The organism is Streptomyces sp. NPDC058279 (assembly GCF_042881255.1).
Lineage (GTDB): Bacteria > Actinomycetota > Actinomycetes > Streptomycetales > Streptomycetaceae > Streptomyces.
On sequence record NZ_JBHVYA010000001.1, the window covers coordinates 374,919 to 392,266 of the forward strand.

Sequence of the window (17,348 nt, forward strand, 5' to 3'; positions counted from 1 at the left end):
CGGCGGAGCCGTCGAGGGAAGCTTCGGCATGGTGCCGCTCACGCAGTCGCCCGCGTCGTATGCCGGAGAGGCCACGCCCCAGGCCGCCACCGCGCCGCCGCGCCACCGGTGGCCGGTGGCCGGTGACCGGGAACCCGTACGAGGCAAGGCACGCGAGGGCGAGTTGCCCCTCCCCCTACGTCAGGCTTGAGGCTTATGCCGACGAAAGGGCAGGTGGATGAGCTACTCCGTGGGGCAGGTCGCGGATTTCGCCGGGGTGACGGTGCGTACCCTGCATCACTACGACAAGGCGGGGTTGCTCTCGCCCACTGGTCGCAGTCACGCCGGTTACCGGCTCTACGGCGAAGCCGACCTGGCTCGTCTCCAGCAGATCCTCTTCTATCGCGAGCTCGGGTTCTCCCTTGAGGAGATCGCCGCGATCCTGCGCGATCCGGAAGCGAACGCCCTGGAGCACCTGCGCGCCCGGCAGCGGCAGTTGAGTGCGGAGATCGCCAGACTGCGGCAGTTGGCCGAGGTGGCGGAACGGGCCATCGAGGTCCAGCAGACCGGGGTGTCCCTGAGTCCTCAGGAACGCTTCGAGGTCTTCGGTGAGATCACCTTCGACCTCAGTTACGCCACCCAGGCCGAGCTGAAGTGGGCGCACTCGGCGGGACATCGCGAGGCGATGGCGCGCGCGGCTGCCCATACCAAGGAGGATTGGCGGCAGCTCATGGGCCGGGCGACCGCCTGGCGTGCGGAGCTGCTGGCGGCCTTCGACCAGGGCGAGCCGAGCGACGGTGAGCGGGCCATGGACCTCGCCGAAGAACACCGTCTGCACATCGCACGCTGGTTCACCTCCTGCCCGCCGGACATGCACCGGCGCATCGCGGACGACTTCGTCGCCGACCCGCGCGCCTTCGCCCTCGTCGTACCGCCGTCACAACAACGCCCGGGCCTCGCCCCCTACATGTGCAAGGCGGTCCACGCCAACGCGGGCCGCCACACCGGCGGCCGTACCGAATCCCAGGAGGACCGATGAAGATTCTGATCGCCGCCGCCGGATCGCGTGGTGACGTCGCGCCCTACACGGGCCTGGGCGTCGCGCTGCGCCGGGCCGGCTACGACGTGGCCGTCGCCACCGCGGACGCCTTCGCACCCCTCTTACGCGAGGCAGGACTGGAGTTCCGTAGTCTCCCCGCCGACGCTCGGGTGCGCGGCGGCGCCCCGGGCAAGCGCGAACTGATGCGTACCGCAGGCGCGTTCATCTCCGAACTGGGCCAGGGGCTCGCCGATGCGACGGCGGCGGGTGCGGATCTGCTCCTCCTGTCGACCACGACGGCCCCACTCGGCTGGCACCTCGCCGAGGCCACGGGCCTACCGAGCCTCGGTGTGTACCTCCAGCCCACCGCCCCGACCGGCGACTTCCCACCGGTCGTCACGGGCTCCCGCTCACTGGGCCGGCTCGGCAACCGCGCGGCCGGCCGCTTCGCCCTCCGCATGGCCGACCGGGTCTACGAGGACGCGGTGGGAAAACTGCGCCGGCGCCTCGGGTTGCCGCCGGTGTCGGCCTCCGCGATGCGCCGACGACAGGAGGAGGTGAACTGGCCCGTCTTGTACGGCTTCAGCACGGCGCTGGTGCCGCGCCCGTCCGACTGGCGTCCCGGACTGGAGGTCGTGGGCAACTGGTGGCCCCATCACGACTCCGTCGAACGGCTGCCCGTGGAGGTGGAGGACTTCCTCGGTGCCGGACCTCGGCCCGTCTTCATCGGCTTCGGGAGCATGGCGGCGGGTGAGGGGGAACGGTTGAGCGAGATCGCCGTGCGCGCCCTGCGCCGGGCCGGGCTGCGCGGCATTCTTCAGGCCGGTGGCGCCGGGCTGGCAGCCGCCGGCGACGACGTGTTGACCATCGGTGCCGTTCCGCACGCCCTCCTGTTCCCGCGGCTGGCCGCGGTGGTCCACCATGCCGGGGCCGGGACCTCCGCCGCCGCGCTGCGCGCCGCGGCGCCCGCGGTCACCGTACCCGTGACCGCGGACCAGCCGTTCTGGGCGGGCCGACTTGCCGCCCTCGGGGCGGCCACCGAACCGATCCCCTTCCGGGCCCTCACCGCCGACCGGCTCGCCGACGCACTCGACCAAGTGGTGAAGGAACGGGCATTCACACGAGCCGCCGCGAGCGCGGCCCGGCACCTGGCGACCGAGGATGGAGCAGGCCGGGTACTCAAGGCCATCCGGCGGCTCGGCGACGGATGACGGTGACGATGCGGGGAAGCGCGACGGGCGGTGGTCGGCCAACCGTCAACCGACGACCGCCGCGCCCCGGGCCGCGTACGGACCGCTCAGCGGCGGTCCTGTTCCACCGCCCGGAGCAGGTCCGCCGCGACGCTCACCGCGATCGTGGCGGGTTCCTTGCCGGTGATCTCGGGAATCCCGATCGGCGTCTTGATCCGGTCGATGGTGGCGGCGTCGTGGCCGCCCTCGGTGGCCAGCCGGTGCCGGAACCGCGTCCACTTGGCGGACGAGCCGATCAGTCCGATCGAGCCGAGGTCGGGGGTGCGCAAGGCCGCGTCGCACAGCGCGGCGTCCTCGGCGTGATCATGGGTCATGATCAGGACGTGGGTACCGGGCGCCAGCTCCGCGAGCACCTCCTCCGGAAGCAGCGGTACGTGGCGCACGTGGACCTGCGCCACCGCGTCCGCGAGCACGTCGAGACGTTCGTCGGTGAGCATGTCGGAGCGGGTGTCGACCAGGTACAGATCGAGGTTGTGGCGGGCGAGGATGCGTGCCAGCTCCAACCCGACGTGTCCGACCCCGAAGATCGCCACCGTGGGGACGATCGGCAACGGTTCGAGCAGTACGGTGACGGCTCCGCCGCAGCACTGCACGCCGTGTCGGTTGCTGACCTTGTCGTTGAGGGCGAACTCCATCAGCTCCGGCTCGGCGTCGGGCTTGCCGATCAACTCGCGGCCCCGGTCGATGGCGACGGCCTCGATGTTGCCGCCGCCGATGGAACCCCACGTCTCGGTGCGTCCCACGACGAGTTTGGCACCGGCCCTGCGGGGCGCGTGGCCGCGCACGGTCGCGACGGTCACCAGCACGCCGGGTTCCCGGCGTGCTCGCAACCGCGCGACCGCGGCCACCCATGTCATGTCAGGCATTGCTCAAAGCGCTTGCGGAACTGAGGATCTCGATGTCCTCGCCCTGCGCCTCGCCCTTGCGGGCCGCTTCGATCGCCCAGTACACCGCTTCCGGCGTCGCGGGGGCGGCGAGTTCCACGCTGACCCCGGCCGGTCCGAAGGCCGCGGCGGCCTGCCGCAACGCCTCGCGCACCGAGAACGCCAGCATGAGCGGGGGTTCACCGACCGCCTTGGACCCGTACACCGCGCCCTCTTCGGTGGCGTTCTCCATCAGCATGACGTTGAACTCCTCGGGCATCTCCGAGAAGCTCGGCAGCTTGTAGGTGCTCGCGGCCTGGGTCAGCAGTCGGCCGCGGTGGGGCCCGTCACCGGTGTCCCACCGCATGTCCTCGAGCGTCAGCCAGCCGGCGCCCTGCACGAAGCCGCCCTCGACCTGACCGATGTCGATCATCGGGGACAGGCTGTCGCCGACGTCGTGGACGATGTCGACGCGCCGGATGCGGTACTTACCGGTGAAGCCATCCACCTCCACCTCGGCGGCGGCGGCGCCGTGGGAGAAGTACTTGAACGGCGAGCCCCGGAACGTCTTCGCGTCCCAGTGCAGCCCCTCGGTCCGGTAGTAACCGGCCGCCGACAGTTGGACCCGCTGGAAGTACGCGGTGCGGACCAGGTCGTCCCAGGCCAGCTCCTTGTCGCTGCCGAGGACGCGCGCGACGCCCTCGACGATGCGTACGTCCGAGCCGTTGCCACCCAGCTGGGAGGCGGCCACCTGCACCAGCCGCGCGCGCAGCTGCTCACAGGCGTTCTTGATCGCCCCACCGTTGAGGTCCGCGCCGGAACTGGCGGCGGTGGCGGAGGTGTTGGGCACCTTGTCGGTACGCGTCGGGGCCAGCCGCACCTTGTGCAGCGGGATGCCCAGCGTGGTCGCGGCCACCTGCATCATCTTGGTGTGCAGGCCCTGGCCCATCTCGGTGCCGCCGTGGTTGATCAGGACGGAGCCGTCCCGGTAGATCAGCACCAGCGCGCCGCCCTGGTTGAAGGCGGTGAGGTTGAACGAGATGCCGAACTTGATGCCGGTGATCGCGAGCGCCCGCTTGGTGTGCGGGTGCGCCGCGTTGAAGGCCGCGATCTCGCGCTTGCGGTCGGCGATGCCGCCGTTCTCCTTGACCTGGTTCCAGACCAGGGAGATGCGCTCCGGCTGGGTGACCGGCTGCCCATACGGGGTGTGCTGGTCCCGCTGGTAGAAGTTGCGCTCCCGCAGCTCCATCGGGTCCAGGCCGAGCAGCGGCGCGACCCGGCCGAGGATGTCCTCGATCACCAGCATGCCCTGGGGTCCGCCGAACCCGCGGAAGGCGGTGTTGGAGGTCTTGTTGGTCTTGGCGATGCGACCCGCGATGCGCGCGTTGGGGATCCAGTACGTGTTGTCGATGTGGCACAGCGCACGGGCCGTCACCGGCTCGGACAGGTCCAGGCTCCAGCCGCCGTCGGCGGTCAGGGTGGCGTCGAGGGCCTGGATGCGGCCCTCGGCGTCGAAGCCGATCTTCCACGAGGCGTGGAACCCGTGCCGCTTGCCGGACATAGTCAGGTCCTGGGTGCGGTTGAGCCGCAGCCTGACCGGCCGGCCGGTCAGCTTGGCGCCGAGCGCGGCGATGGCCGCGAACCCGTGCGGCTGCATCTCCTTGCCGCCGAAGCCGCCGCCCATCCGCAGGCACTGCACGGTCACCTCGTGACTGTGCAGGCCGAGGACGTGGGCGACGATCTCCTGCGTCTCCGAGGGGTGCTGGGTGCTGCTCTGGACGAACACCTGCTCGGACTCGTCGATGTGGGCCAGGGCGCAGTGCGTCTCGAGGTAGAAGTGCTCCTGGTCGGAGAACTGGAACTCGCCGGTGAACACGTGCGCGGAGTCGGCGAAGCCCGCGTCGACGTCGCCGGCCAGCATCACGGGCCGGGCGCCGTGGAAGCTCTCGGCCGCGATCGCCTCCTTCACCGTGATCAGGGACGGCAGTTCGTCGAGTTCCACCTCGACGGCCTCCGCACCGAGCCGCGCGGCCTCCAGGGTCTCGCCGAGCACCCAGGCGACCGCGTGGCCGTAGAACATGACCTCGTCGGGGAACAGCGGTTCGTCGTGCTTGATACCGGCGTCGTTCACGCCGGGCACGTCGGCGCCGGTCAGCACGCGGACCACGCCGGGCACGGCGAGCGCGGGCTCGGTGCGCAGTGCGGTGATCCGGCCGTGGGCCTTCATGACCTGGACCGGGTACGCGTGCAGGACGTCCTTGGTGCGGTGGACCAGGTCATCGGTGTAGAGCGCGGTACCGGTGACGTGCAGGTTGGCGCTCTCGTGCGGCATGGAAACGCCGACGACAGGCTTTTCGGGGCGTTCGGACAAATGGCTCATGACGACACCGCCTCGGTGGTCTCTGCGTGCAGCTTCAGCAGGCTCTGGCCGAGCATCGCGGCCCGGTACTCGGAACTTGCCCGGTGGTCGCTCATCGGCGTGCCCTGGGCGCTCAGCACCTGGGCCGCGGCCTTGACGGTCTCCTCGTTCCAGGGCTTGCCCTCCAGGGCCGCCTCGGTGGCGAGGGCGCGGATCGGGGTGGCGGCCACGCCGCCCAGACCGATGCGTGCCTTGCGGACTGTCCCGTCCTCGATGTCGAGCGCGAAGGCGACCGCCACACTGGAGATGTCGTCGAAGCGCCGCTTGGCGATCTTGTGGAAGGCCGTGACCGGCGACAGCGGCAGCGGGATGCGCACGGCGCGGATCAGCTCACCGGGACGGCGGACGCTCTGCCGGTAGCCGGTGAAGTAGTCCGCGAGCGGGACCTCGCGCTCACCGTCGGCGTCGGCGAGGATCAGCGACGCCTCCAGCGCGAGCAGCACCGGCGGGCTGTCACCGATGGGAGAGCCGGTACCGAGGTTGCCGCCGAGGGTGGCGCTGTTGCGGATGAGCCGGGACGCGAACTGCGGGAACAGCTCTGCCAGCAGCGGGACGCTGCCGTCGAGACGGCGCTCGATCTCGGTGAGCGTCTGCGCGGCCCCGATGAGGATGTGGTCGGACTCGACGCGCAGCTCCCGCAGTTCGGGCATCCGGTCGACGGCGACGACGTAATCGGCCCGGCGGGAGCGGATGTTCACCTCCACGCCCCAGTCGGTGCTGCCGGCGACGACCACCGCGTCGGGCCGCTCGCGCAGCAGCCGCAGCGCGTCGGCCAGGGTGCTCGGCCGCACGAACGTGCGGTCGTCCTGGGTGTACTCGGTGGCCACCGGCTCGGGCGCGGACTGCTCGCGGCGCTGCGCCAGCGGGTCGTCCTCGGTGGGCGCGCCGACGGCGAACGCCGCATCGCGAATCGGGCGGTAACCGGTGCAACGGCACAGGTTTCCGCTCAGCGAGTGCAGGTCGAAACCGTTGGGGCCGTGCTCGGAATCGGAATCCGAATCGGCGCCGTCCGCCGGCTCCGCGTGCGCGCAGCGGTCGGGTCGGTAGTACTCGGAGGCCATGCTGCAGATGAATCCCGGGGTGCAATAACCGCACTGGGAGCCGCCACGGACCGCCATCTCCTCCTGCACCGGGTGCAGGGTGGGCGCGGTGCCGGGCTCGCCGGCGGTGGCGAGACCTTCCGAGGTGATGATCTCCTGGCCGTCGAGTGCCGCGGCCGGGACCAGGCAGGCGTTGACCGCCACCCAGTCGGTGGGCTTGTTCACCCCGGGACGGGCGACCAGGACCGAACAGGCGCCACATTCACCCTCGGCACAGCCCTCCTTGGTGCCGGTGAGGCCACGCTCGCGCAGGAAGTCCAGCACCGTGGTGTGGGGCGCGTCGGCTGAAATCGGTGTTTCTTTTCCGTTGACCGTGATCCGCGCTGCTACCATTGCGCAACCTCATTTCGGTGCGCGATCAATCTGTTTATCCTAGTCGCCATTTCAGGAGCTTTCTTTTTCGGTGGCGCAGCTCGAGAACCCAGAGCACAAATGAGCACGGAGAATACGTGCCGCAGGCGAGATGAAAGAGAGCGGAAGACGCCGGGGCCCACGATCGGGCACGCCGGGGAGGCTGGTCAGCAGCCGTGTGCTACACGACCCGGAACCCAGGCGGCCGTCTGAGCGAGGCGATGCAGGTCGGAGATGGTCGACATCCGACTTCGCCTCCTTTCGACAGCTCACGGGTCGGTTCGTTCGAAATTACGGTGCGGCAGCCCCATCGGTCAAGCGGAACGGCAGCCACCATTAGCCCTGGGCAGGAATCTGCAACAAAGCGACCAGTCGCCACCCAAAGACTTGGTTGATCATACAAAGGAGCGGGGCGGCGGTGGTACACGGGGTAAAGGCGCGGTCGCTGTGCGAGCCGGTTCCGGTGGTGTCGTTCACGGCCTGGTCATGGGACCGACACCGTCCGATCACAGGGCCGACACCCCCCGGTCACACGCCCGGTAACCGTCGGTCCCCGCGGATGAGCCCCGGAGTGGATTCTCGCCCGTGCGCTGGACCCCGAGTCGTTCCCCTGCTCGGGCGCGGTCGCGGCGCCGCGGCAAAACCGGCCCTGGGAGGGGTGATCGGGCGGTTGCCGGGTAGCCGCGCACCCACGGGGCGGCCGACGTCGCACGGCTGCCGGCTGTCGCCCCGTCAAGGCCCCAGGAAGGAAGGCACGGTGACCTCACCATGACCACGGCAGAGCGGCAGGCCCACGCCACCGACGACTCGGTGAGCGTGCTGGTCTCGCGCGCCTCCCAACAGATCTCGGAGTTGGTCCGCGAGGAGATGCGGCTCGCGCGGGTGGAAATGACACAGAAGGGCAAACGCTTCGGCAAGGGCGGCGGTCTCTTCGGGGCGGCCGGCCTCATCGGCGTCCTGGCCGCCCAGGCGCTGGTGGCGACGTGCATCGCGGCTCTCGCGTTGGTGCTGCCGGTGTGGGCCGCGGCCCTCATCGTCACGGCGGTGCTGGGAGCGATGGCCGCATGGGCGGCGATGTCGGGGAAGAAGCAGATCGCGAAGGCCGGCGCGCCGACGCCCGAGCAGACCATCGACAGCGTCAAGGCCGACGTGGCCGAGATCAAGGAGAGGGCCCACCGATGACCGACGACCCCCGTACCCAGCTTGGCACGCCCACGCCCGAAGAACTGCGCGAGGACATCCGGCACACGCGTGACGATCTCGGTCAGACCGTCGAGGCGTTGGCGGCCAAGGCCGATGTCAGGGCACAGGCCAAGGAGAAGGCGGCGGCGGTGAAGGAGCAGGCGGCGGAGAAGGCCGCTCTGCTCTCCCGGCGGATCCGCGCGAAGGCGGAGCAGGCCGCCTGTCTGGTGCGGGACGTGGCGAAGGACAAGACGCCCGCCCCCGTTCTCGACACCGCGACGCAGGTCGGCCAGAGCGCCGCTCGCACGGTACGGACGAACCGCACCCCCGCGCTGGCGGCCGGTGCGGCCCTGATCGTGATCCTGCTCCTCCGTCGCGGCCGGCGCCGCCGGTAGGGGTACCCGAGACGGCGGCGGCCGACACCGCCGCCGATCGGCGCGGCAGACTCCCCGGCGGCGGCCGGACCGCTCCCGTGGGGCGCACCGCTCTCGTGGGGCGGACCGTTCCGATCCCGCGCGGGATCGGTCGCCGAACCGGACATCACGCCTCGGGGAGCGGCGGCTCTCGCTGCGGATGGACGGGGAAGCGCGGTCGGGGAGGTCTGCCACGAGGTGCGGGGCATCGTCCTCCCACGGCGCCCGGTGGCCTTGGACGACTGGATCGACGCCCTGGCCCGGGCGTCGGCGGACACCCGCCGTCTCGAACTGCCGGCGCCCGCGCGGCCGTCGAGTGCTTCCTGGCCTGACAGGCTCCGCCGGCCTCGTCGAAAACATCTGGCTCGCGGATCGTCCGACTGCTTGGATACGGCCATGAACAGCGCACTTCCGGACGGATACGAAATCTCCACCGACCCCGAGCGGCTTGATCGCGAGCTGATCCACCGCTGGCTCTCCCAGGACGCGTACTGGGCCCTCGGCCGACCCCGGGAGAAGCAGGACCTGGCCATTGCCGAGTCGCTCAACTTCGGTCTGTACGACAGTGTTTCCGGTGCTCAACTCGGCTATGCCCGGGTGGTCACCGACCTTTCCACCTTCGCCTGGCTCTGCGATGTCTACATCGATCCCACCGTACGCGGCAAGGGCCTGGGCACCGCCCTGGCCGCCGCCACCAGGGACCACCTCGCCCCGTACGGACTGCGCCGCGTCATGCTGGCCACCGCGGACGCCCACGCGGTCTACGCCAAGGTCGGTTTCGCACCGCTGGAAACGCCGGAGAAATGGATGGCGCTCGGCGAGCAGTAGCCCGCACGGCGGCTGAGCCGACCCGGCAGGGCCCGGCGTGGCCCGGCAGGGCCGGCCCGCCGGGACCGCGGCTACCGCTTCAGGTAGGCCAGTACGGCCAGCACCCGCCGGTTGTCGTCGGCTGATGGTTCGATCCGCAGCTTGGTGATGATGGCCGCGGTGTGTTTGGCGACCGCGCTCTCGCTGATGAACAGGCTTTGCGCCAGCGCCGCGTTGGAGCGGCCCTCGGCCATCAGCCGCAGGACGTCCGACTCGCGCGGGGTCAGTGTCGCGGTGCTGCCCCGGGCGTCGCCACGGGCCAGCAGCCGTGCGATGACCTGCGGGTCCATGACGGTGCCACCCGCGGCAACGGTGCGTACCGCGTCCACGAACTGGGTGGTGTGCGAGATCCGGTCCTTCAGCAGGTAGCCGATGGCTCCCTGGCCCCCGGCGAGCAGTTCGTGGGCGTAGAGCTGGTCCACGTACTGGGACAGCACGAGGACCGGCAGCGCCGGCCGGGAGCGACGCGCCTCCAGGGCCGCTTGGGGGCCCTCGTCGGTGAAGGTGGGGGCAGCCGGATGTCGACCACGGCCACGTCCGGTTCTTCCCGGAGCAGCGTCTTCAGCAGGTCGGGGCCGTTGTCCACGGCGGCCACGACGTCGAACCCGTGGTCTTGGAGGGTGCGCGTCAGCCCGTCCCGGAGGAGGAAGAGGTCTTCGGCGAGGACGACGCGCACGGTATCTCCAAGGTCGCGGTGGTCGGGCCGCCCCGCGGGCTGTGCAGGACGAGGGTTCCGTCGAAGGGTCCAGCCGGCGCCGCACGCCCCGCAGTCCAGGGATGCCGGTCGCGGGTTGGAGGGCGCCGCACACCCCCGCCGCCGCGAACGCGACCGCGAGGAACACCGCTGCCTGCGCCGCCCATCTCGTCCGCGGCCTTCGCCGCCGTCCCTGCTCGTGGTCCGGCGTCATGCGGTCCGGCGTCATGCGGTCCGGTGTCATCTCCGGCCCCTCCCGTGGTCGCTCGGAGCATGCCCGCCATACCCCGCCTTCGGCTCTGCCGGTACGGGCCCGGGTCGTCCCTGCACGTGGATCCCGAACGGGGTGTACCCAGGTACACCCTCGGTGGCCCAGGTCGCGGAGCCGCGGGGATCGCTCGCGCGATCTCCGGCTCCACACGTGGCCGCCCCGAGGGGACCGGAGCCTACGGTGCGGCGGTCGGGCTCGTCGCGGCGCGCAGGGCGGCGGTCAAGTAGCGTCGCACCACGTCGAGTTCGGCGGGAGTGAAGTCCTCGGTCGCCTCGGTCAGCGCGCCGATGAGCGGGCCGAAGAACGACCAGCCGAGCTCGACGGCTTTCTCCTCCACCGCCAACAGCACCCGACGCCGGTCGCCTTCGTCGCGGACGCGGCGTACGAGACCCAGCCGCTCCAGGCGGTCGAGCAGGGCGGTGGTGCCCGCCGAGTTGAGCTGCAACGCCTCGCCGAGGCGTCCCGGGGTGACGGTCTCGCCCGCCCGGTCGGCGTCCAGCAGCCGGATCAGCGCACGCAGGTCGGTCGGGTGCAGACCATTGCGCCCGGCGAACTCGGCGCCACGCAGGTGGAGTTCCACCGTTACCGCGCGCAGCAGATGGATCAGCCGCAGGGCGGGGGTGTCCTTGTCGTCATGGCTCTGATAGTCGCTCACTCGGCTAGTATCTCGCCGAGCGAGATAATTGGTCAACGAGACGATCCCAGGGGGCCCACCGTGTCCGCATCCCGAGACTTCTTCGCCGCCTACGACGCCTTGCTGGCCCGCTGGCCGGCCGGCACCGCCGAGATCGACGTCCCGACCCCGTACGGCACGACGCGCGTCCATGCCTACGGGGCCGCCGAGGCCGCTCCCCTCCTGCTCCTGCACGGCGGGGGCTCCACCGGCGCCGTCTGGTTCGCCAACGCCGCGGCGCTCGGCGGGCACCACCGGGTGCTCGCCGTCGACATCCTCGGCGACGCGGGTCGCAGCGCGCGCTCGGGCCGCCCGCTGCGGACCACCGCGGACTTGATGCCCTGGCTGGATGCGCTCCTCGACGGTCTCGGCGTCTCGCGCGCCGGCCTGCTCGGGCACTCGTACGGCGCCTGGATCGCGCTGACCTACGCGCTGCACGCGCCGCAGCGGGTCGACCGGCTGGCGCTCCTCGACCCGACCCAGTGCTTCGCCGGCTACCGCCCCGGATTCCTGCTGCGCTCCCTGTCCGTACTGGTGCGGCCGACGACGACCCGCGCCCTCCGCTACCTCGACCGCGAGACGGCCGGCACGGACACCGATCCGCAGTGGAAGCGGCTCTTCGCCCTCGCGGTCTCGGACGTGCCGGACCGGAAGCTGATCGTCGGCCGCCGCCCCGACGCCCGGGCCCTGCGCGTCCCGCTGTTGGTCCTCCTGGCCGGCCGCAGCGGGGCCCACGACCCGGAGAAGGTCGCGGCCCGCGCCCGCGCGGCCGTACCGCACGCCCGGATCGAGACGCTCCCGAACCTGACCCACTACGCGCTGCCCACCGCCACCCCTACGACAACGAACCGCCTGATCGCGGAGTTCCTCCGGCCGCCGGGCGGCGGGCAGCGGTCATCAGGCGCTTGACCGCCGCTCTGTCAGAATCGCCCCATGGCTCAGATGGCTGAGGACGACATGTATCACGGTTACCTGCTGGACAACCGGCAGTCCGAGGCCGGAATCCGGTTCGACGCCCTCAGCGAGCTGTTCGATCCTGTGACGTTCCGGCATGTCGACGAGCTCGGGATCACCGTCGGCATGCGGTGCTGGGAGGTCGGCGCCGGAGGCCCGTCCGTACCCCTCGGGCTGGCCGAGCGCGTCGGCCCTGCGGGAAAGGTGATCGCCACCGACATCGACGTCTCCTGGACCGGGGACATCGCCGGTGGCGCGATCGAGGTGCTGCGCCACGACGTGGCCACCGATCCTCCGCCGCCCGGCGGCTTCGACCTCGTCCACGCCCGACTGGTCCTGGTCAACGTCACCGACCGCGCCGAGGCGCTGCGCCGGATGGTCCGGGCGCTGCGACCCGGCGGCCGGCTGCTCTTGGAGGACGCCGACCCGGGGTTGCAACCGCTGTTGTGTCCGGACGAGTCGGGTCCCGAACAGCGGCTCGCCAACCGGCTGCGCTCCGACTTCCGCGCGTTGATGGCGGCACGCGGGGCGGATCTGGCCTACGGGCGAACCCTGCCCAGGCTGCTTCGCGAGGCGGGTCTTGAGGACGTGCGGGCCGATGCGTACTTCCCGATCACCTCACCGGCGTGCGCCGTCCTCGAAGCCGCGACCATGCGGCAGATCCGCCGTCGTCTGGTGACGGAAGGACTCGCCACCGACGAGGAGATCGACCGCCATCTGGCCAATGTCGCGACCGGACGCCTCGACCTGGCCACCGCCCCGATGATCTCCGCCTGGGGACGCCGTCCGTAGTCGTAGCCGTTGTAGTCGTCCGTTGCCGTCCGTTGCCGTCCGTAGCCGGAGGTAGGGGTCGGGGCCTCCCGGTCCCGGGACCGGCCCCGGGAGGCGGGTCGGCCGCGCGTCGACCCCGATCCCGCATGGGTACGCGAGCAGCTCGCCCGTTCCTGTGAGGGGCCGGCGCCGCCGCCGTACCACGTCCGCGACAGGACTCAGCAGCCTCCGAACCGCCGGGCCGATTCCTGGACGTGCGCCAGCCTGCGCAGGCTGAGCAGCACCGGTTCGTACAACACGGTCAGCGCGACCGCCGCCTCGATCTGTCCGGCGGCCGTGGGCTGTTCCTCCACCACGTCCAGGTCCACGACGGCGAGTTCGGCGGCGATGCGACCGTACGGCAGCAGATGCGCGGTGTCGCAGGGGTAGCCCAGGCGGACGAGGGCGGCGACGGAGGCGACGAGCGTGCCGAGGGCGGGGGCGGGCTCGCCGGGCATGCTGTTCCAGCCCAGTTGCTCCAGCAGCGCGTCCACCGAGCGGCGTGCGGTCCTGGTCGCCGGGTCGTCCTCGGCGGGCCCCGGCTCGTGCGGCAGCGCCCAGGCGGCCGCGCCGAGCCGCATGTGGTGGTCCAGCGTCGTGTCCTCCGCGGCGACGATCACCTGCCGCGCGACGGCCACCGGCACCTTGCCGATCTGGATCAGGGCCCGCACCAGACGCAGCCGGCGCAGATGCTCCTCGCCGTAGGCGGCCTGGGTGGCGGTGACCCGATCGCCCGGTTGGAGCAGCCCCTCCCGCAGGTAGTACTTGATCGTCGCGGTGGACACCCCGCTGCGCTCACTCAGTTCGGCCAGTCGCATCCTCTTGCACCCTCCTTCGGATACTGGCACTATCCAATCATGGATAGCGACGCTATCCAATCGGAGAGCAGGGGGCACGGCATGGGTACGGCACCGATACCGGAGCGGGTCACGACGGCGGCCGAGGGGGATGTGGTGGTCTTCCTCATCGGAATGCGGATCAACCGGTGGCGGGCGGTGCGCCACTGGCTGCCCACCTTCCGATCGATGCCGCGCATGCTCAAGGAGCTTTCGCGCGAGGAGGGCAGGGGGCTGCTGGGCTTCCAGGCGTACTCGTCCGGGCCGCGCACCTACACGCTGGTCCAACACTGGGAGTCGCGCGAGAAGTTGCTCGCCTACGCCTCGGCCCCGGACGGGGAGCACCGCCCGGCGTGGGCGGCGTTCAACCGCCGGGTGCGCAACGGTGCCGGGAGCGTCGGTATCTGGCACGAGACCTACATCGTGCCGGCGGGTTCGTACGAAGCGATCTACCACGCCATGCCGCCGACCGGGCTCGGCAAAGCGCACGGCGTGGTGCCGGTCGGGCGGCGGGGTGAGCGGGCCGCGGAGCGGCTGGCCGGCTAGGGCCGTGGCCTGCCCGGCTGCGCCGGCCCCTCACCGCGACGGCTTCTTCTTCTCCTTGGGTTCCTTCTTCCCGTCGTTGCCGGCCCTTCCGTCGTTGCCGGCCTTCCCATCGGTGTCGGGTCGGCGCTCCTTGTCCTTGGCCTTGGCCACCGGGCCGTGGTCCGTGGGGCGGCGGGCGCCGGGGGCCTCGGCGTCAGTGGCATCAGTGGCGTCGTCAGTGCGTAGCGCCGGGGTGCCCGAGGTCATGGCCACGGGTGCCGCGGCGCGGGTCGCGGAGGGTCCGGGGGGCGTGGACGAGCCCGGCGTCGTGGACGGGCCGGGGGTGGTGGGCGTGGGCGACGGACGCGCGGCCGCCTCGGGGGTCGCCGGTCGGTTGCCCGGCGGCGCGTGGGAAGACTCGGTCGCCCCCACCAGGAGCACGGACGCGCCGACCACACTCGCGGCCAGCGCGGCGACAGCCCCCGTACGGCGAACGGACCGGGGCTTCATGCCCCACAGGACACCCGAGGCACGGGTGTGGCCACCGCCGTCGCCGCCGCCGTCCTCGCCGTCGAGCGGAACGGGTGCGCGGTGCGTGTCTGACGCGGGATCCGCCGGATCGACGGCAGGTGCCGGTGCCGGTCCCGACGCCGGCGCCAACGCCGGCCTCGGTACCTGGCGCGGGTTTCGCCCCGCGCCCAGGCTCCGTAGCGTCAGGTGGATCCGGGCGGCGTCGGGGCGTGCCTGCGGGTCTTGGTCGGTCATCGCCTTCAGCAACCGCCCCAGACCGTCGGGCAACAGGTCGGGGACCTCGGGGGAACGCAACAACGGGGCCACCCCGACCTCGGCGGGTGTGCCCACGTACTCGCGGACGCCGGTGAGCGCTTCCAACAACGTCAGCCCCAGGGCGTAGACGTCGCTCGCCATGCCCGCGCCTTGGCCGCGCAGTTGCTCGGGGGCCATGTAGGCGAGGGTGCCGACGAGCGTGTCCGGTTCACTGCGGGAATGGTCGTCAACGGCCCGGGCGAGCCCGAAGTCGGCCAGGAAGGGTGCGGCGTCGTCACCGAGCAGGACGTTGGACGGCTTGATGTCCCGATGGATGATGCCGTGCGCGTGGACGTGGTCGAGCGCGGAAGCGATCTCGGCGCCGAGCCGGATGACGCGTACGGGGCTCAGGGGGCCGGCATCGATACGAGTGCGCAGGGTGATGCCGGGTATCAACTCCGTCACCACGTAGGACCCGTTCCCATGGCGCCCGACGTCGTACACGGTGACGAGGGCCCGGTGCGACAGCCGGGCCAAGGTCAGCGCCTCGTCGCAGAAACGGTCGGCGGTGACGGTGTCCGCTCCGGGGCGGAAGAGTTTGACCGCCACCTCGCGCCCCAGGACTTGGTCGACGCCGCGGAAGACGTCCGCGGTCCCACCGGAGCCTATGAGGGCTTGAATCCGGTAGCGGCCGCCCAGCAGTGAGCCGAGGGGGATCTGCTCCGTGGGGGCCGGACTCGGGCGCGCCGACATGCGGGACCTCCTCGATTCGCCGGCAGTACACCGCGCTTACCCCACGGACCACGGCCTACGCAGGCTCGCGCGGCCGACGGCCGCCGTCGGTCGGGAGCGCCCCGCCCGAGGCCGCGAATGGGGTCCCGCCGGCCCCTACCCCCGTAAGGGTCCGGCGGGAGGTCTACTGGCGCCGCCGCGCGGTCGCGGCGGCCGTCATGACGCGCTCGGCGAAGTCCCGCGCGGCGCTCAGGTCCCCGCCGTTCGGCCGCTGTTTGTTGATGCCGCCGACCAGCTTGAACGGCGCCCAGGTATCGAACGCCCGACACGAGAAGGTGCCGTCCACCTCGTACCCCTTCGCTACGAGGAGGCGAACCAGGGGGCGGCTGAAGGGCGCCGGCGCCGGCTCGGGAAGCCCACTGGTGGCGAACACGAACGCCCGACCGCGCCTCGGGGGCAGCGCCTTGACGAAGTCGGTCAATCGGGGGTGGAGCCTGCCGTAGAAGACGCCCGAGCCGAATCCGACGAGGCCGGCGTCCGCCAGCTCGGCGGGGTCGGCCTCCTCGGGGGTGACGACCTTCGCCCCCAGTACCCCGGCCATGGTGTCGGCGATACGACGTGTATTGCCGTGCGAGACGGAGGTGCACACGATGACGTTCTTCATGGTTTCCACGGTCGGGTCCTCCTCGGTGTCGCGCCTGCCACCACTCAGACCCGTCGGAGCCATCGGAACGTGACAGCCCCCACTGTGACCCACCTCACATGGGGTGCGTCAGGGGGCCGGCGTGCCGGCGGGGTCACGACCGCCGCATGAGGTCCGGCCGCCCCCCGCGTCGTCCTCCCGTTATTCGTCACCCGGCCGCACCCCCCGCTTCACCCTCCCCACCGCGAGCCGCCGCACCGACGCTGCGCCCCGCCCGGTCAGTCGCTGGTCAGCCGGTCTCCGGGCGGGGCGTCGGATCGTCAGGAGCCCGGGCGCTCCGGCTCGGGCCGGACTCCGCCGGGAGCGGTGCCGTCAGGGGCCGCGCCGCGGCTTTCACCTCGGGTGGCATCGTCCGCGCCGCCCGCCACGAACGCGTTGTGCTCTTCGGCAGGAGTCATGGTCCTCTCCCCCGCGAGTTCGGCCGGGCTCTTTCCTTCCATGGAGTGCCGCCCATGGCCGATCTCGATCTTGCGGCGTTGCTGCTGCCGAGTCGTCTTGGGGATGGTCAGGGTGAGGACCCCGCTGTCGAGATCGGCTTCGCAGTGCTCGGGGTCGGCTCCGGCCGGCAGGCTGGTGCGGTACATGAAGCTGCCCTGCCTGCGCGTGAGGACCTTCCCGTGCTGTTCCTCGGACAGCTCGCCGCTGATGACGAGCTGGTCGCCTTCGACCTCGATGTCGATGTTCTCGGCCGGGTAGCCGGGGAGCTCCAGTTTGACCGTATAGGAGCTGTCGTTCTCGTTCTCCTCGGCCATCGGCAGCCAGGCCGCGCTGCGAGCGGTGGGCCCGGCGGCCTGTTCCAGGAACCGACCCATCTGGTCCCACATGCGCTCGAAGTCCGTGAACGGGTCCAGGCCCCTCAGCACTGCACCCGGACCGCTTCCGTGTCGTCGGATCGGCAGTGCCATCGTTTTCACCTCCTGTC

At 71.3% G+C, this 17,348-nt stretch carries 16 protein-coding genes and 1 pseudogene; 8 read left to right on the top strand and 9 right to left on the bottom strand.

From position 1 onward, the window contains the following. The first annotated feature begins 217 nt into the window (after positions 1 to 217). Together ACFVXJ_RS01770 and ACFVXJ_RS01775 are read left to right on the top strand one after the other, a co-directional pair. Entirely contained in the window at positions 218 to 1,018 is an 801-nt protein-coding gene (locus ACFVXJ_RS01770) for a MerR family transcriptional regulator (protein ID WP_389656961.1), read from the top strand. Beyond that, the gene (locus tag ACFVXJ_RS01775; RefSeq protein WP_389656964.1) at positions 1,015 to 2,229 is read left to right on the top strand and encodes a glycosyltransferase; all 1,215 of its coding nucleotides are present in this window, start codon (positions 1,015 to 1,017) and stop codon (positions 2,227 to 2,229) included. Before ACFVXJ_RS01770 ends, ACFVXJ_RS01775 begins: the two co-directional genes overlap by 4 nt. Positions 2,230 to 2,315: 86 nt before the next feature. Here the strand turns inward: ACFVXJ_RS01775 and xdhC are convergent, their stop codons facing one another. Genes xdhC through ACFVXJ_RS01790 form a run of 3 tightly spaced genes read right to left on the bottom strand, consistent with a single transcriptional unit; the run spans position 2,316 to position 6,983 of the window. Then, positions 2,316 to 3,125 (bottom strand): xanthine dehydrogenase accessory protein XdhC, encoded by an 810-nt coding sequence (gene xdhC, locus ACFVXJ_RS01780; RefSeq protein ID WP_389658562.1) that lies wholly within the window; start codon positions 3,123 to 3,125, stop codon positions 2,316 to 2,318. A gap of 1 nt (position 3,126) precedes the next feature. Further along, on the bottom strand, positions 3,127 to 5,511 hold the full coding sequence (gene xdhB / locus ACFVXJ_RS01785) for a xanthine dehydrogenase molybdopterin binding subunit (protein WP_389656967.1): 2,385 nt from the start codon (positions 5,509 to 5,511) through the stop codon (positions 3,127 to 3,129). Continuing rightward, the gene (locus ACFVXJ_RS01790) at positions 5,508 to 6,983 is read right to left on the bottom strand and encodes a xanthine dehydrogenase small subunit (protein WP_389656970.1); all 1,476 of its coding nucleotides are present in this window, start codon (positions 6,981 to 6,983) and stop codon (positions 5,508 to 5,510) included. The genes xdhB and ACFVXJ_RS01790 overlap by 4 nt, the downstream gene beginning before the upstream one ends. A gap of 786 nt (positions 6,984 to 7,769) precedes the next feature. Here ACFVXJ_RS01790 and ACFVXJ_RS01795 point away from each other — a divergent pair. The 3 genes from ACFVXJ_RS01795 to ACFVXJ_RS01805 all read left to right on the top strand — a co-directional run bounded on the left by ACFVXJ_RS01795 (position 7,770) and on the right by ACFVXJ_RS01805 (position 9,424). Further along, on the top strand, positions 7,770 to 8,183 hold the full coding sequence (locus ACFVXJ_RS01795; protein ID WP_389656973.1) for a phage holin family protein: 414 nt from the start codon (positions 7,770 to 7,772) through the stop codon (positions 8,181 to 8,183). Further along, positions 8,180 to 8,578, top strand: coding sequence for a DUF3618 domain-containing protein (locus tag ACFVXJ_RS01800; protein ID WP_389656976.1), 399 nt, complete (start codon positions 8,180 to 8,182; stop codon positions 8,576 to 8,578). Before ACFVXJ_RS01795 ends, ACFVXJ_RS01800 begins: the two co-directional genes overlap by 4 nt. A 414-nt stretch (positions 8,579 to 8,992) precedes the next feature. Beyond that, a complete protein-coding gene (locus ACFVXJ_RS01805) occupies positions 8,993 to 9,424 on the top strand; it encodes a GNAT family N-acetyltransferase (protein ID WP_389656979.1) in 432 nt (143 codons plus the stop codon). A gap of 71 nt (positions 9,425 to 9,495) precedes the next feature. On the opposite strand, the pseudogene ACFVXJ_RS01810 reads toward ACFVXJ_RS01805, so the two are convergent. Together ACFVXJ_RS01810 and ACFVXJ_RS01815 are read right to left on the bottom strand one after the other, a co-directional pair. Continuing rightward, positions 9,496 to 10,139 (bottom strand): annotated as a pseudogene (locus ACFVXJ_RS01810) (response regulator). A 464-nt stretch (positions 10,140 to 10,603) separates the two neighbouring features. After that, the gene (locus ACFVXJ_RS01815; protein WP_389656981.1) at positions 10,604 to 11,083 is read right to left on the bottom strand and encodes a MarR family winged helix-turn-helix transcriptional regulator; all 480 of its coding nucleotides are present in this window, start codon (positions 11,081 to 11,083) and stop codon (positions 10,604 to 10,606) included. A gap of 60 nt (positions 11,084 to 11,143) precedes the next feature. Between ACFVXJ_RS01815 and ACFVXJ_RS01820 the strand changes: the two genes are divergently transcribed. Further along, complete coding sequence (locus ACFVXJ_RS01820) at positions 11,144 to 12,010, top strand: alpha/beta fold hydrolase (protein ID WP_389656983.1); 867 nt, start codon at positions 11,144 to 11,146, stop codon at positions 12,008 to 12,010. Between the two features lie 33 nt (positions 12,011 to 12,043). Then, positions 12,044 to 12,847 (top strand): methyltransferase domain-containing protein, encoded by an 804-nt coding sequence (locus ACFVXJ_RS01825; protein ID WP_389658565.1) that lies wholly within the window; start codon positions 12,044 to 12,046, stop codon positions 12,845 to 12,847. 197 nt (positions 12,848 to 13,044) lie between these two features. On the opposite strand, the gene ACFVXJ_RS01830 is transcribed toward ACFVXJ_RS01825, so the two are convergent. Next, the gene (locus ACFVXJ_RS01830) at positions 13,045 to 13,683 is read right to left on the bottom strand and encodes a MerR family transcriptional regulator (RefSeq protein WP_389656986.1); all 639 of its coding nucleotides are present in this window, start codon (positions 13,681 to 13,683) and stop codon (positions 13,045 to 13,047) included. 81 nt (positions 13,684 to 13,764) lie between these two features. Between ACFVXJ_RS01830 and ACFVXJ_RS01835 the strand changes: the two genes are divergently transcribed. Next, positions 13,765 to 14,247: a DUF4188 domain-containing protein gene (locus ACFVXJ_RS01835; protein WP_389656988.1), complete on the top strand. Its 483-nt coding sequence runs from the start codon at positions 13,765 to 13,767 to the stop codon at positions 14,245 to 14,247. 30 nt (positions 14,248 to 14,277) lie between these two features. Here ACFVXJ_RS01835 and ACFVXJ_RS01840 read toward each other — a convergent pair whose 3' ends face one another. The 3 genes from ACFVXJ_RS01840 to ACFVXJ_RS01850 all read right to left on the bottom strand — a co-directional run bounded on the left by ACFVXJ_RS01840 (position 14,278) and on the right by ACFVXJ_RS01850 (position 17,331). Next, positions 14,278 to 15,744 (bottom strand): serine/threonine-protein kinase, encoded by a 1,467-nt coding sequence (locus ACFVXJ_RS01840; RefSeq protein WP_389656991.1) that lies wholly within the window; start codon positions 15,742 to 15,744, stop codon positions 14,278 to 14,280. A gap of 163 nt (positions 15,745 to 15,907) precedes the next feature. Next, a complete protein-coding gene (locus tag ACFVXJ_RS01845; protein WP_389658568.1) occupies positions 15,908 to 16,387 on the bottom strand; it encodes a flavodoxin family protein in 480 nt (159 codons plus the stop codon). Between the two features lie 299 nt (positions 16,388 to 16,686). Next, positions 16,687 to 17,331, bottom strand: a complete 645-nt coding sequence (locus tag ACFVXJ_RS01850) for an Hsp20/alpha crystallin family protein (RefSeq protein ID WP_389656994.1) — start codon at positions 17,329 to 17,331, stop codon at positions 16,687 to 16,689. Between the last annotated feature and the right edge of the window lie 17 nt (positions 17,332 to 17,348).